The organism is Pseudidiomarina terrestris (assembly GCF_030466375.1).
Classification (GTDB): domain Bacteria; phylum Pseudomonadota; class Gammaproteobacteria; order Enterobacterales; family Alteromonadaceae; genus Pseudidiomarina; species Pseudidiomarina terrestris.
Map to the genome: position 1 here is coordinate 185,496 of NZ_JAGGJE010000003.1, position 13,619 is coordinate 199,114.

Sequence of the window (13,619 nt, forward strand, 5' to 3'; positions counted from 1 at the left end):
AAAAAGGCGGCCCGTAGGCCGCCCGTTGACATCACTAACGTTATTCCAGGTCAAAACGATCAAGTTTCATCACTTTTGACCAGGCATCGACAAAGTCGTGGACGAACATCTCTTTCGAGTCACTCAAGGCGTAGACTTCGGCGATCGCCCGCAACTCAGAATTGGAACCAAAAATCAGATCCACTGGTGTCGCGGTCCATTTCAACTCACCAGAACTGCGATCATAGCCCTCATAAACACCAGCAGTGTTCGCTGGCTGCCACTTGGTGTCCATGCTTAGCAAGTTGACGAAGAAATCATTGCTGAGTTGCCCTGGGGTCTGGGTAAAGACACCGTGAGCAGCATCGCCATGATTTGCGCCCAAGACGCGCATACCACCCACCAGAACCGTCATTTCCGGAACCGTCAGGGTCAGCAAATCAGCACGGTCAACCAGCATTTCAGCAGGCGACATACGGCTTTCGTCACTGTAGTAATTACGGAAACCATCGGCGCTTGGCTCAAGAAATGCAAACGAGGCAACGTCTGTCATTTCCTGCGTGGCGTCAGTGCGGCCTGGCGTAAACGGCACAGTGATGTCGTAACCGGCATCAGCTGCTGCTTTTTCAACGGCGGCAGCACCCGCAAGCACAATTACATCAGCCAGCGAGACCTGCTTGTTGCCACTCTGCGAGCTGTTGAAATCAGACTGAATACCTTGCAACACTGACACGACTCGCGCGAGTTCCTGCGGATTATTTACCGGCCAGTCTTTTTGCGGCGCTAGTGCTACACGAGCACCGTCTGCACCACCGCGCATATCGGTTCCACGGAAGCTTGCCGCTGAAGCCCAGGCTGTGCGCACCAATTCGGGAACACTTAAGTCGGTGTCGAGGATCATGGCTTTCAGATCTGCCGCATCGGCGTCCGTGATCAGGGTGTAGTCAGCTTCGGGTAACGGATCCTGCCAGAGCAATGGCTCCGCCGGAGAAGTGTCAACGATATAGCGTGCGCGTGGCCCCATGTCGCGATGGGTCAATTTGAACCAGGCTTTGGCAAAAGCTAACTCAAACTCTTCCGGATTCTCATGGAAACGTTTGGCAATTTTGCGGTACTCGGGATCAAACTTAAGCGACAAGTCGGTGGTGAACATAATGGGTGCATGACGCTTACCTTCAACGTGTGCATCGGGCACCATGTTCGACGCCTGACCGTCCACAGGAATCCACTGGATGGCGCCTGCTGGACTACGTGTTTGCTCCCACTCGAAACCAAACAGATTATCCAGGTACTGCATGGTCCAGGCCGTTGGGCTTACGGACCACGCCCCTTCCAATCCTGAGGTGATGGTATCTTCAGAATGGCCTTTACCACATTTGTTCTTCCAGCCCATGCCTTGCTCTTCGATAGGGGCAGCAGCAGGTTCGGCGCCTAAACACTCTTCTGGCTTGTGCGCACCGTGCGCCTTACCAAAGGTGTGGCCACCGGCAATCAGAGCAACAGTTTCTTCGTCATTCATTGCCATACGGCCGAAGGTATCGCGGATATCTTTTGCCGCAAGAAGCGGGTCAGGATTGCCGTTTGGACCTTCCGGGTTGACGTAGATGAGTCCCATCTGGACTGCGGCCAGCGGCTTCTCCAGCTCACGATCGCCACTGTAGCGTTGGTCTTCCAGCCATTGCTTTTCCGGTCCCCAGTAAACAGTGTCAGGCTCCCATTCGTCTTCACGGCCACCGGCAAAGCCATAGGTCTTGAAACCCATGGATTCCAGCGCGACATTACCAGTCAGGACCATCAGATCCGCCCAGGAAATACTGCGACCGTACTTTTGTTTAATCGGCCATAACAGGCGACGTGCCTTGTCCAGGCTAACGTTATCCGGCCAGCTGTTGAGTGGCTCAAACCGTTGTTGACCACCACCAGCGCCACCGCGGCCGTCATTCACACGATAAGTTCCGGCACCGTGCCAGGCCATGCGAATGAAGAATGGACCATAGTGACCGTAATCGGCTGGCCACCAGTCCTGCGAATCGGTCATCAAGGCTTCGATGTCTTTTTTGACTGCAGCGATATCGACTTGTTTAAAGGCTTCTGCGTAATCAAAATTCTCGCCATAGGGGTCTGAGCTTTGGTCATGATCACGAAGGGGGGTGAGATCGAGTTGTTCTGGCCACCAGAACATTTTTGATTTAGCTTCCTGCGCGTGGCTCGCGGTAGCGGCCAGACCCATCGACAACGCGAGGGTAAGCGCAGAAATCATCGGCAAGGACTTTCTAATCATGGTTATCTTCCTTTTGCATAAAGCTGGGTAGATGGACGTGCATTAAATACAACAGAAAGACTATAGTCGCTTTTGGTCCGATTGAGATCCTTATACGCCATTGAAAAAACAGATTAGGGTCATCGGGAATTCAAAAGGGTCAGCTTTGAGTTGCTGAAAAGAATCTTTACTTTTATCTTTCGCTCGAGCGGCCTAAACTTGCGTAAGTGTCCAAAAAACAACAAGCACAAGAGATAACCTTATGTCGCTGCATGTCATTGATCACCCTTTAGTTCAACATAAACTCGGCCTCTTGCGCGAAGCTGGGATCTCCACCAAAAGCTTTCGCGAGCTGGCCAATGAACTCGGCAGTTTACTCACCTATGAAGCCACTCAGGATTTCGCTCTGGAGCCACACACCATTGCCGGCTGGGACGGCGCGACCGTGCAGGTCCAGCGCCTGAAAGGTAAAAAGGTTACCGTAGTCCCTATCCTGCGAGCCGGCATTGGCATGCTCGACGGCGTACTTGGGCTTATCCCGAGCGCAAAAGTCAGCGTGGTGGGTCTTTATCGTGATGAAGCAACGCTGGAACCTGTGGCTTATTTCGAGAAACTTGCCGGCGAACTCACTCAGCGCACGGCACTAGTTATTGATCCTATGCTGGCCACCGGCGGCACCATGATTGCGACCTTGGATATGTTAAAGCAGAAGGGCTGCTCGGATATCCGTGTACTGGTGCTGGTCGCTGCGCCCGAGGGCGTTGAAAAGGTGACCTCTGCGCACCCGAACATCCCGATTTATACCGCTGCATTAGATGACCACTTGAATGAACATGGCTACATTGTTCCAGGCCTTGGTGATGCCGGCGATAAAATTTTCGGTACCCGATAACTTGATCTTTCCCGGGGATTAGCGACTACACTGTAGGGACACTCACGGAAAAGGAGATACTTTATGAAACGCACTGCATCTGCACATTGGCAAGGCGGTTTAAAAGACGGCCAAGGCACAGTCTCGACACAAAGTGGCGTGCTGGATAAGCAGCAGTATTCCTTTGGAACGCGTTTTGAAGATGGTAAAGGAACCAACCCGGAAGAGCTGATTGGTGCGGCCCACGCCGGCTGTTTTTCTATGGCACTATCCATGGTGCTCGGCGAGCATGACCTGGTTGCCGACAGTATCGACACCAAGGCTACGGTGCAGCTTGAAGAGAAGGATGGTGGCTTTGCGGTGACCAAAGTGCATCTTGAGCTGAAAGCGAAGATCCCAGGTGCGGACAAAGACAAGTTTATGGAAGCGGCCAATACCGCCAAGGATAATTGTCCGATTTCGAAACTGCTAACCGCAGAAATCACCTTGGACGCTGAGCTCGAGTCTTAAGTTCTAAGTGGTCGTTTTGGAATTACGCGAGCTCATACGGGCTCGCGTTTTAGCTTTTACTGCGCTTACCGGTAAGCATAGGCCTGATCAGCTGAATACGCCCGCGCCAACCGACGATAACCACAGCAGCAACATGAATCAGTGCCGCACCGTAAAGCGTATCCGCAAGCCAGCCATGGATGAGCTCAAGCGTCGGGTTGCCAAATAAGGCATCCACTTCTTCCATCAAAAAGCCCGTCACACCCAACCCCAGAAATAGCGAAATAACGGCGAATATCATCAGCCAGCCGACTGGATTGTGGCCGCTTTTGACCGGTATCTTGCGTTCCTTTAGATGGTTTAGATGTTTCCTCAGAGCTTGACGCGATAGGTCAATTCTCTGAAAACTGCCATAACCGCTATCGATAAAACCCCAGACAATCCGCACCAGAATTGCTGTGACTGCGATATACCCCAGCCACTGATGCCACTGGCTGCCGGGTTCCAGAAAAAAGTAATTGGCGATAAACACCGCCACGAGCGTCCAATGCACGATACGGATCAGGGGATCCCAGATCCGCACCGTGGTTTGTTTCCCCGTGTTAGTGGACTTCACGCTTGATCACTTCGCCATCGACTGGGTTAAAGTAGACTTCCACTTTATTGCCGTCGGCATCGGTACCGTAAATCTCATAGCAATTGCCTTCAGTGATCTTAAATTCGTTGATTTCATAGCCTTGATTGACCAGTTCCATTTGGAATTCCGCTTGGTCCTGCCAGTCACTCATGGGCGCGACGGTGCATTGGGTTACCTCTTTAGCAGGACTACAAGCCGCGATAAGCCCTGCGGCGGCCGCTAAGGTTAATAATTTTAATGCCTTCATTTCACACTCCTTTTGTATTGCCTAAGTTACAGATTACTCCAGAACTATTACGTTTTCTTTAAGCCTAGTAGAAACACTAAATTAATGGAACTATGATTGATTTAGATCAATTTGCAAACGACGCGGCGGCTGACGATACCCTAATGAATGACGCGACCCTGATAAAACTCTTGAAAACAGCCATGATTCTGGGTGTTAGTTTACTCATTGTGGGCCATATTGTGCTGGCAGTGACCTTTGTTGATGACGACATTGGCCATCGCGGCTTTATTCTTGGCGCAGCCATGAGCGCAATTGGCGTCATTTTATCGCTGCCCACCAAAATTTACCTAACCTTGCTACTCATGGAGCACACCGAAAAGACAGACCAGCGTTTTACCCGTTCGGCAGATGCACAAGCACGGTCGAAAACGACCGAATTTAGGAAGTAAAGCGTCGTTTGGTACTTGAAAATCGAATTTAGCACGCCATAGTTAGCCCATACCCCGTCAATCAGGAGGCCTCTTGGTCCCTCTTTCAGTTCTTGATTTAGCGCCGATCACGTCGGGCTCAACTGCCGCGGAATCTTTACATCGATCCGGCGATTTGGCACAACATGTCGAACGCTGGGGTTATCAGCGTTTCTGGATGGCCGAACACCACAACATGACCGGCATCGCCAGTGCCGCAACTGCGGTGGCCTTGGCTCATATCGGCAGTGTGACCTCGTCGATTCGCATCGGTGCCGGCGGCATTATGTTGCCTAACCACGCGCCTTTAGTCGCGGCGGAGCAATTTGGCACCCTAGCCGCGCTCTATGGAGATCGTGTGGACTTAGGTTTAGGCCGGGCGCCTGGCACTGATGGCGCGACCTTGCGTGCACTGCGGCGTAGTTTCAACAGTGCCGACAGCTTTCCCGCTGACGTACAGGAGTTGTTGAGCTACCTGGATGACGCTCAGCCGGGCGCGGCGATTCGCGCAGTGCCTGGCACAGGTTCGAAGGTGCCGGTGTGGATACTGGGTTCAAGTTTGTTTGGCGCGCAGCTTGCAGCGTCTCTTGGACTGCCTTATGCCTTCGCTTCACATTTCGCACCAGACCAGTTGCATGCTGCACTGGACACCTATCGGCGCTCGTTTAAGCCCTCGAAGTATTTGTCCGAGCCTTATGCAATGGCAGTGGTCAATGTATTTGCCGCCGACACTGAGGCGGACGCCTTACGCATGAAAAGCTCGATGCAATTGCAGTTTGTGGCCTTGCGCCAGGGTAACCCCGGTCCCTTGCCAGCGCCCATCGACGACATTCTAGGGGTGGTTGACCCTATGGCACTAGCCGGCGCCAATCATGCCCTGAAGTACACCGCCTGCGGCACACCGTCACAGGTTCATGACTACTTAGGTGACTTTGTCGCCGCGACCCAAGTCGATGAGCTGATGCTCACCTGCCACGCCTACGACCATGAAGCGCGCTTACGCAGCTTCGAAATCGCGGCAGAGCTTTAATCACAGTCAGCCTGCCAATGAAATAGCCCAGCGGTTCGACCAAGCGTGCGCGCCATGCTGTAGTAGTCAGCCGCACGTTGGGCTGCGCCGTAACAAACGTGTAGCGGTAATAGGTGCTCTGCACGGGGGTGACAAAACCGGGCCTCCGGAGCATCCTCCCAGTGAATTAACTGACCCTCTCGCTCGGCTTCGCTGATTTTAGTGTCGGTTAAGGTATCCTTGAGCCAATGCTCAAAGGCAAGATTCCGCTCTTCCGTGGCTTCGGCTTGCGGCGCAAAGAACGCTTTCATGTTGTGGAAAGAAAAACCAGATCCAAGAATCAACAGGTTTTCGCACTCGAGTGACTGTAATGCCTTGCCAATCGTAATATGCTGCTCGGCATCTAGATTGTTATTTAAGGATAACTGCACCACCGGAATATTCCCTGCTGGGTACATGAGTTTCAGCGGCACAAATACACCGTGGTCTAGTCCCCGCATGGCGGTTGTGTAAGCCTCGATATCGCTGGAGATCAGGGCTTGTACTACGTCTTGCGCTAATTCTGGGTGTCCGGAAGCAGGGTAGTCAATTTCATAGGCTTCTGCTGCAAAACCATAGTAGTCATACAGCAACCCCGGCCGAGCGGCACTGGTGACGGTAGCGACGTCAGTTTCCCAATGTGCGCTAATCACCAGTATCGCTTTGGGTTGGCGTAAATGTTGCGTGATCTCTTGTAGCTGTTCGACAAGCTCCAGATGTTGGAGATCGCCCAGCAGGGGCAAAGGGCCCCCGCCATGCGAGACGAACAGTACTTCATGTTTATTATTCATGGTGCATCTACTCCTCTTACTCATCTAGTTTAGCCGCAAGAAGGTTGTCCATTGCAAACTTACCTCCACCCAATGCTGTAAGAGCTGCCGTCGCGGCGAGTAGACTCAGGGCAAATTCGTAACCGTTATTTGCCATAAACAAGCCGTTGCTGAAGTGCACGCTAAAGATGGCAACCGTCATAGTGACTGCTGAGACTAGCGCTGCGGGGCGCGTGAATAGACCAAGAATCAGCGCCAGGCCACCTGCAAATTCGGCTAAACCGGCTATCAATGCCATGAATAAACCCGGTTCCAAACCGATACTTGCCATCCATTGCCCGGTTCCCTCAAGTCCGTAGCCACCGAACCAGCCAAACAATTTTTGGGCGCCATGCGCGGTTAAAATGATGCCGACCGGCACGCGAAGTACTAATGCACCAAAGCCAGCTGTTGAGGTGAATAAAGGTTTCAAAGTTGTGTTCGTCATAAGAATGCCTCCTGTAAGTTGATGCTGCTACTTTACTCTTCTTACATAAGTAGATTAAGATGGCTAATGTTGCTTTATTATCCACTTTTGGTAGTTAATTGAATTGCGGGTGTCTATGGATCGATTGCAAGCAATGCGTATTTTCGTTGCTGTCATTAACGAAGGATCATTCACGCAGGCCGCGGAACGATTGACGGTATCTCCGCAGTTAGTCAGTAAATACGTTGGCCAACTGGAAGACTATCTCGGAGTGCGGTTGTTGAATCGGACCACGCGCCGGTTGCATCTGACTGAGGCGGGCAGCGCCTATTTTCAGCGAGCACAGCAATTGCTTGCCGACATTGACGACATGGAACAACAACTTGGCAGTATGCATACGCAAGCTCGCGGTACACTTCGGATTAGTGCGCCGGTGTCCTTCGCTATTCGGCACATGGCGCCCTTAATTAACGATTTTCAGAAAACCCATCCGGGCGTTACTGTCGACTTGCAGTTGAATGATCGAAAGGTCGATATTATTGACGAAGGTTTCGATGTTGCGCTGCGAATTGGCCGTTTGCAGCCTTCCTCTCTTGTGGCTAAGCGCTTAGCGCCTGTTCGACTCGTCTACTGTGCAGCGCCTACATACCTGGCTGAACATGGCGAACCAACCTCTTTAAAGCAACTTAACCAACACCGCTATCTGCACTACAGCTATATGGATGAGTCTGTGACCCCGTCAGCCAACCGTAAGTTGGAGAGTAATAACGGCGATGTACTGGTCGACGCCGCGCGAGCCGGTGCTGGAATAGTACTGCAACCCACTTTTATTACCGGTTCCGCTATACGAGCAGGAGATTTAAAGGTCGTTTTATCCTCCTTCTCGCCCGAACCTATCGCTTTGTACGCTGTCTTCGCCCATCGTCAGCTTATGGCCAGCAAAGTCCGCAGCTTTATCGACTTCGTCGATGGCTACTTCGGCGACCCACCCTACTGGGACTCCTTCTAGCCCAGCCACTGATGCACTTGACTACCGAGCTCGATAACAAAGTAATTACTGACAAATACCGCCACCAATGATGACCTTGCACATCAAGGATTCATTGTCAGTTCGTTCAGGCGCGCTCAACGGGGAGGATCCTGATTCTGTAGTAGTGGTATGAGTTCAGCTAAAGGCATCGGCTTACCTAAGTAAAACCCTTGCAGTCTGTCGCAACCAACGGCCTTGAATAAGTCGACTTGCGCTTGGGTTTCCACGCCCTCAATCACTACGGTTTTTTCAAGTTGCTTACAAATTTGCACAATCATTGAAAGTAAATTGCGTTCCTTCCCCTCTGTTTCAACGCCAAAAGTGAAAGCCCGATCAATCTTGATGATATCTGAGGGCTGTGTCGTTAAGTACGAAAGACTTGAGAATCCCGTGCCAAAGTCATCTATAGCCACGTGAAAACCAAGAGCTCGCAACGATTTAAGCACCTGCTCCGTTTGCCCACCATCAGATATTACGGATTCGGTTAATTCCAGGGTAAGCTGGCTTGGGGTAACTGCGTAACGATTAAGCTGCTCCCCAATTGTTTTTATAAAATCTATGCGTGTCAGTTGCTGCGGAGAGATATTTACTGCAACTGTTATTCCCTGCAGCTTTTCATACTGTTGGATATCCCTCAAGACCATGTCTAAGACGAGCTCGCCAAGCTGAATAATCTGGCCGGTTTTTTCCGCTATAGGTATAAATACTCCCGGCGAAATGAAGCCTTCTTCGGTGCGCCAGCGAACTAGGCTTTCAACGCTAACGATACGCTGGTGCTCAGCACTAAATATCGGCTGATAAAAAACCTCAAGTTGCTGCTTATTTAATGCGGTCTGCAATTTATTTCGCACGGCCACGAGTTGCTTACGTTCATCAGCCATAGTGCTTTGATAAATCGCGAACTGATTACCACCATTTAGTTTTGCGATATTCATCGCAATATCAGCCTGCTGAATCAGCGTCTTGGCTTCAACTTTCGCCTGTGACGTCACTGCAATTCCAGCGCTGGCAGTTAGGTGCAATTCCATGTCGTTCGGTTTGTAAACATCAGCAATATTCGACAGTACCGCTTTTGCATCTTTTTTGAGTTTATGTGCTGTGGTGTCTCGATAATAAAGTATGAATTCGTCACTACTGAAGCGAGCAAGAATATCACAGTGGTTAGCACTTGCTTTTATACGCTTGGCGATTTCAGCCAGAATAACGTCACCAATGTCGTGACCAAGGGTTTTATTTAGCGAATTAAAAGCATCTAAATTGACGAAAATCACGGCGCGATGACAGCCCTCACAACCTATTCTCAACGCTTCGGTTTGTTGATTAAAAGCATCACGACGCAATAAACCTGTGACGTCATCATAAGTCGCCATATGTTCAAGCTTCTCACGATTTTCACGAAGTCGCCTGGTGTTATCAGCAGCCAAAATAAAAATAAATCCAAAAGCCATGGTCAGCCATAGCAACAGTTGCTTGAATCTTGCACTTTCTTCTAAATCACTGTAGTCCACTAAATAACTATGAAAATTGTGGTCTATTGCATTGGTTAAAGTAACGGTTTCGGTAACTGAATGACGGTATACATTCTCCAGTTCAGCAAGATTGCTCGACCCTCGACTCTCTCCATGCATCGAAATCAAAAGTTCCGGACTGAACTCCAGATACGTCCGCACAGAGCTTAAGTAATCCAGGTACTCGGTAGAAATTAGCGCATTCATGTTGAGCAGCGCAATTAATTGAAAATACGCTCCACTCTTAGCGTCAATAGGTACTGATACCATGACCGTCGGCGTTGGCGTATCAAGTGAGCTCGCGTTGGCCGCTAGTCTGACATTGGACGACCGTGTTTGTAGCCAGGCCTGAGTTCCTTCACTTCCGAGCAACCCTGCATCTTTGAATTCCTTTGCAAAGGGAGTGGAAGCGACTGCAGTAAGATCTTCGTCGAGTAGGAGCATGCCTTCGATGACCCTATAGTCCGCCACATAGTTTTCCATATCAACCTGGGTTACCACGTCGAAATCATCGCCACCAAGCCGATCGAGCCGAACTTTGATCCGGCCTAAGGCATTTACCTGGTCTTCAAGCCTCTTGTTGATCATGTCGCCAATCAAATGAATTTTTGTGCGGGCATTCTCACTTGATTCCGCGACTGCCTGGTAACTGATGCCATACCATACCGTCACACCCGTTAGCACAATGATAATGCACGTCACCAACGTAGAACGTGTGATATCAAACGCGAGATTCGGATAACGGAGCCGCAAAAAAAGGCCAATGAATAGCATCAGAACCATCATGGTTATAATTGACATGCTCACTGGGTTTTGTGCCCAAAATACCTCTGGAGTCGGGATGAGCTGCCAAAAAACCAACTGAAGGTAAGTGAAAGCTGTTGCTCCAAGCAGTGTCATTACATGACAACATCGCTGCAGTTTTGGGGGCGTTCTAAAGCGAAAAGCTATGATCAGAAAAAGCGCGATCGCTGCTGAAAATAAAGCAACGTAGATTGGAACAACGCCCATTAAGAAGGTAGTCGATAGGACAAGACTGTCAGCAAGACCTACAAAAAAGAGGACGATGAAGAAGCAAACCACGCTCACATAAGCTTTGTTCGCAGCTGTTTGAGTAAATGAATAATTCATAGCCCGCCATTGTCGCTGATCGTTGTCTAAGTATATCAATCAATAACGAAATTTGAAGTTCCGAATTCCCCAGACACTCACCCCAGCAGAAAGGGCAGCCCTCCCTTTTTGCTTCGCCGCCAGCAGAAAGGGCTGCCCTTTCTTTCCTTTTTATATCTTTGTGGGTATATTTGGTTATATCGATATGGATATAGGTGGGGATATGAGGATAAATACTTCGGAAGAAATTGGAGGGGCGGTGCGGGCGGCGCGGAAAGCGCTGGGCTGGTCGCAGACAGAGCTTGCAGTTCGGGTGGGGACAACGCAGGCGGTGATCTCAAAGTTCGAGAACACCGGCGACGGGCTTATTGATACGTTGCTGCGTATTGTCGAGGCACTGGACTTGCAGCTGCTACTTTTACAGCGCCGTAACAGCCCGCTATGGCATGAGCCCGTTGACTAGCCCAGCAAAGTCGACAGATTATTCTTCGTCGGTACTGGCAATCACCTCAAAGTCACCTTCGTGGTCTTGCGTCACCATGATCTCGATGGGCTGACAACAGACCTGGCAATCGACAATTTGCTGTTGTCCGATGTCATGCATGGCATCAATTTCGATACTGTTAGGCGCCATACAATAAGGGCAACTGAATTCAGCTTCGTGAGTAAGCGACATATCACCTCCTTTTAGCTATCACCAACAACGCAATTTCCGCCTTGTTGTTTGGCTTGATAGAGCAGCTTATCGGCGCGCTGGATCAGCGCACTGACAGACTCGCCGGGACGAATACGAGTGTAGCCGAAACTCACTGTTAAGAAAGGCTGATTACGACGACTGTACAGATGCTCAATAGCCAGTTTCTCAATACTCTGCAGTAACTCTTGCAAGCGTTGCTCTACCTGCTTCGCGTCAGGGGCGTCAATAAGAATCGCTAGCTCTTCACCGCCATAGCGATAGGTTTTGCTTGCCGCCACGAGTTCAAACAACCGGCTGATGGCGATCAGTGCCTGATCCCCGGCTTCATGACCGTAGTTATCATTGAAAGGTTTGAAGTCGTCAATGTCGGCCATCACAAAGAAATAGCTGCCCTCGTGATCTTGCAAAGCTTGCGCGACGTCCTTCTGGAAGGCGCGTCGATTACGCAATGCCGTTAAGCCGTCGAGGTGCGCCAGTTGCTCCAGTTTTTGATTCGCTTCGCGCAGGTCCAGGGTACGTTCGTCAATGCGCTGTTCCAACTCTTCATTGGCTTTGACAAAGCGCCGGGCCATCACTCGAAACGCATTCAGAACCTGAGTAACCTCGCCATAACTGCGTACTTTCGAAACGCTTTCCTGCTCGATGGCATGGTAGTTCTTCTGGTTGACCAAAGCGGCAATGTTCGCCAGTTCACGCAGCGGGCGGGATACATCGCGGGTGACAAAAAATGCCACCGCCAATAGCAAGATCACCACCAAAAAGCAGCCCATTACCGCCATCAGCAACGGTATCTGCAGCGCCTGCTCAGTGATCAACGCCTTCGGGTAAACCGAAAAGTACCACCAGTTCGGAGTTTCGAAATGGTGCACAAGAATCAGATAGTCCTCGTCGACGTCTTCCCACACAGCTTGCTCAATCGGCGCGTCCGCGGCAAGCAAGCGAGCTGCAAGCGCTCTGAACAATGGGTCATCATAATTCTCGGGCGTCAGCGTATTGCGCGTCCCGTCTATGCCATTTGCTAAGGTTGAACTGGCCACCAAATGGCCATCGGCATTGAGCACATAATTTTCTACGCCAGCCTCGTCGACATGACCAAAATCGGTGATCATCTGCTGCAGACTCACATCGAAGCTCGAGTTAACAAGATGCTGGCCCTGAAAATCGACGGGTTGCTGATAGGTAATGGTCCAGAAACCTGCGGAAATATCAAAATAGAGTCCCGTCCAGTTGGGTGTCCGCTCCGGGTTTTCCTGTTGCAGTGTCGAACGCACGGTGGAGAAGTCTGTGATCACCAGATCCTTATCCGCTAACGATCCCCAGGGAGAGTCCGGCGAATACAAACTGATGATATTTTCAGGCATCGAGAAATGGGTGTTGGTGACCTCATTCTGCCAGGCCGGCGCCAGCTCGCTTAAGACCAGTAGGCTGATAACAATACGTGCCTTAAGCTCTGCATCTAAAGGCTCGCCGCGCGGCCCCACAAAGGAGCTCAGATGGCGAAACACATGATTGGCTGTGGTTGTACCTGCGAAGAATTCGTCTTGCAAACGGAAAACGCCGGGGGATGTTTCTTGAAACCAGTCATCGAAAAGCTCCGCAAATTCGGGCTTGCCGACATACGCCTCGTAGCGCTTCAGAAAAGCTTCGCTTAACACATCGCCCTGATATTCAATACCAGAGAGAACTTCCTGGTTGAAGGCGAGTTTTTGCTGCACGTCCGCCTGTAATTTGGCCAGGACATCTTGTTTCGCTCTTGGGTAGGTCTGCCAAAAAGACACAAGCACAGCGATCAGCAGCAGTATCAGAGAAACTGCTATGACATGCCAAAGCAAGCGGGTCGTAATTTTCTTGCGCGGGTGCTCGCGGCGTTCCTGATCCTGATAGCTCATGTCTGTCTCGTAACTTTATTTACACCTAAGCCTAACCGCTTCGGCTGCATTGGTCACTATGCAAGAAAAAAATATTCCTTTGTAGCTTAGATAACTGACACACAGGTATATCCTAAATCGAAAAGATTGTAATATCAGTTAATAACAGGTAACTAAAAGCGCTGGAGTC

14 protein-coding genes are annotated in these 13,619 nt (G+C 50.5%); 6 read left to right on the forward strand and 8 right to left on the reverse strand.

Features of this window, described 5'->3' with window-relative positions:
* Window positions 1-40: 40 nt before the first annotated feature.
* Window positions 41-2,260, reverse strand: coding sequence for a catalase/peroxidase HPI (gene katG / locus J6J28_RS09375; protein WP_301721308.1), 2,220 nt, complete (start codon window positions 2,258-2,260; stop codon window positions 41-43).
* A 241-nt stretch (window positions 2,261-2,501) separates the two neighbouring features.
* On the opposite strand from katG, the gene upp reads away from it, so the two are divergent.
* The gene (gene upp / locus J6J28_RS09380; protein ID WP_301721309.1) at window positions 2,502-3,131 is read left to right on the forward strand and encodes a uracil phosphoribosyltransferase; all 630 of its coding nucleotides are present in this window, start codon (window positions 2,502-2,504) and stop codon (window positions 3,129-3,131) included.
* A gap of 63 nt (window positions 3,132-3,194) precedes the next feature.
* Window positions 3,195-3,620, forward strand: a complete 426-nt coding sequence (locus tag J6J28_RS09385) for an OsmC family protein (RefSeq protein WP_301721310.1) — start codon at window positions 3,195-3,197, stop codon at window positions 3,618-3,620.
* 49 nt (window positions 3,621-3,669) lie between these two features.
* Here J6J28_RS09385 and J6J28_RS09390 read toward each other — a convergent pair whose 3' ends face one another.
* Both J6J28_RS09390 and J6J28_RS09395 read right to left on the reverse strand, forming a co-directional pair.
* Window positions 3,670-4,215, reverse strand: coding sequence for a cytochrome b/b6 domain-containing protein (locus J6J28_RS09390; protein ID WP_301721312.1), 546 nt, complete (start codon window positions 4,213-4,215; stop codon window positions 3,670-3,672).
* Complete coding sequence (locus J6J28_RS09395) at window positions 4,202-4,483, reverse strand: PepSY domain-containing protein (RefSeq protein ID WP_301721314.1); 282 nt, start codon at window positions 4,481-4,483, stop codon at window positions 4,202-4,204. The genes J6J28_RS09390 and J6J28_RS09395 overlap by 14 nt, the downstream gene beginning before the upstream one ends.
* A 92-nt stretch (window positions 4,484-4,575) precedes the next feature.
* Between J6J28_RS09395 and J6J28_RS09400 the strand changes: the two genes are divergently transcribed.
* Entirely contained in the window at window positions 4,576-4,914 is a 339-nt protein-coding gene (locus J6J28_RS09400) for a hypothetical protein (protein WP_301721316.1), read from the forward strand.
* 73 nt (window positions 4,915-4,987) lie between these two features.
* Window positions 4,988-5,962 carry an LLM class flavin-dependent oxidoreductase gene (locus tag J6J28_RS09405; RefSeq protein WP_301721317.1) on the forward strand — a complete coding sequence of 325 codons (975 nt, stop codon included), beginning with the start codon at window positions 4,988-4,990 and terminating at the stop codon, window positions 5,960-5,962.
* Here the strand turns inward: J6J28_RS09405 and J6J28_RS09410 are convergent.
* Both J6J28_RS09410 and J6J28_RS09415 read right to left on the reverse strand, forming a co-directional pair.
* Window positions 5,959-6,771, reverse strand: a complete 813-nt coding sequence (locus tag J6J28_RS09410; protein WP_301721318.1) for a DODA-type extradiol aromatic ring-opening family dioxygenase — start codon at window positions 6,769-6,771, stop codon at window positions 5,959-5,961. The two genes, J6J28_RS09405 and J6J28_RS09410, sit on opposite strands and share 4 nt — an antisense overlap.
* A 16-nt stretch (window positions 6,772-6,787) precedes the next feature.
* Window positions 6,788-7,237, reverse strand: a complete 450-nt coding sequence (locus J6J28_RS09415) for a DoxX family protein (protein WP_301721320.1) — start codon at window positions 7,235-7,237, stop codon at window positions 6,788-6,790.
* 115 nt (window positions 7,238-7,352) lie between these two features.
* Between J6J28_RS09415 and J6J28_RS09420 the strand changes: the two genes are divergently transcribed.
* Entirely contained in the window at window positions 7,353-8,225 is an 873-nt protein-coding gene (locus J6J28_RS09420) for a LysR family transcriptional regulator (RefSeq protein WP_301721321.1), read from the forward strand.
* 116 nt (window positions 8,226-8,341) lie between these two features.
* Here the strand turns inward: J6J28_RS09420 and J6J28_RS09425 are convergent, their stop codons facing one another.
* Window positions 8,342-10,885, reverse strand: a complete 2,544-nt coding sequence (locus tag J6J28_RS09425) for a putative bifunctional diguanylate cyclase/phosphodiesterase (RefSeq protein WP_301721322.1) — start codon at window positions 10,883-10,885, stop codon at window positions 8,342-8,344.
* A gap of 202 nt (window positions 10,886-11,087) precedes the next feature.
* Between J6J28_RS09425 and J6J28_RS09430 the strand changes: the two genes are divergently transcribed.
* Window positions 11,088-11,327 carry a helix-turn-helix domain-containing protein gene (locus J6J28_RS09430; RefSeq protein ID WP_301721324.1) on the forward strand — a complete coding sequence of 80 codons (240 nt, stop codon included), beginning with the start codon at window positions 11,088-11,090 and terminating at the stop codon, window positions 11,325-11,327.
* A gap of 18 nt (window positions 11,328-11,345) precedes the next feature.
* Here J6J28_RS09430 and J6J28_RS09435 read toward each other — a convergent pair whose 3' ends face one another.
* Together J6J28_RS09435 and J6J28_RS09440 are read right to left on the reverse strand one after the other, a co-directional pair.
* A complete protein-coding gene (locus tag J6J28_RS09435) occupies window positions 11,346-11,540 on the reverse strand; it encodes a zinc ribbon domain-containing protein (protein WP_301721325.1) in 195 nt (64 codons plus the stop codon).
* Window positions 11,541-11,551: 11 nt separating this feature from the next.
* A complete protein-coding gene (locus tag J6J28_RS09440; protein WP_301721326.1) occupies window positions 11,552-13,450 on the reverse strand; it encodes a diguanylate cyclase domain-containing protein in 1,899 nt (632 codons plus the stop codon).
* Window positions 13,451-13,619: the final 169 nt, after the last annotated feature.

What these genes read in the sequence shown, in the direction of transcription:
- katG (WP_301721308.1), bottom strand. Translation starts at nt 2,260, where the DNA reads ATGATTAGAAAGTCCTTGCCGATGATTTCTGCGCTTACCCTCGCGTTG.
- upp (WP_301721309.1), top strand. Translation starts at nt 2,502, where the DNA reads ATGTCGCTGCATGTCATTGATCACCCTTTAGTTCAACATAAACTCGGC.
- J6J28_RS09385 (WP_301721310.1), top strand. Translation starts at nt 3,195, where the DNA reads ATGAAACGCACTGCATCTGCACATTGGCAAGGCGGTTTAAAAGACGGC.
- J6J28_RS09395 (WP_301721314.1), bottom strand. Translation starts at nt 4,483, where the DNA reads ATGAAGGCATTAAAATTATTAACCTTAGCGGCCGCCGCAGGGCTTATC.
- J6J28_RS09400 (WP_301721316.1), top strand. Translation starts at nt 4,576, where the DNA reads ATGATTGATTTAGATCAATTTGCAAACGACGCGGCGGCTGACGATACC.
- J6J28_RS09410 (WP_301721318.1), bottom strand. Translation starts at nt 6,771, where the DNA reads ATGAATAATAAACATGAAGTACTGTTCGTCTCGCATGGCGGGGGCCCT.
- J6J28_RS09415 (WP_301721320.1), bottom strand. Translation starts at nt 7,237, where the DNA reads ATGACGAACACAACTTTGAAACCTTTATTCACCTCAACAGCTGGCTTT.
- J6J28_RS09420 (WP_301721321.1), top strand. Translation starts at nt 7,353, where the DNA reads ATGGATCGATTGCAAGCAATGCGTATTTTCGTTGCTGTCATTAACGAA.
- J6J28_RS09425 (WP_301721322.1), bottom strand. Translation starts at nt 10,885, where the DNA reads ATGAATTATTCATTTACTCAAACAGCTGCGAACAAAGCTTATGTGAGC.
- J6J28_RS09430 (WP_301721324.1), top strand. Translation starts at nt 11,088, where the DNA reads ATGAGGATAAATACTTCGGAAGAAATTGGAGGGGCGGTGCGGGCGGCG.
- J6J28_RS09435 (WP_301721325.1), bottom strand. Translation starts at nt 11,540, where the DNA reads ATGTCGCTTACTCACGAAGCTGAATTCAGTTGCCCTTATTGTATGGCG.
- J6J28_RS09440 (WP_301721326.1), bottom strand. Translation starts at nt 13,450, where the DNA reads ATGAGCTATCAGGATCAGGAACGCCGCGAGCACCCGCGCAAGAAAATT.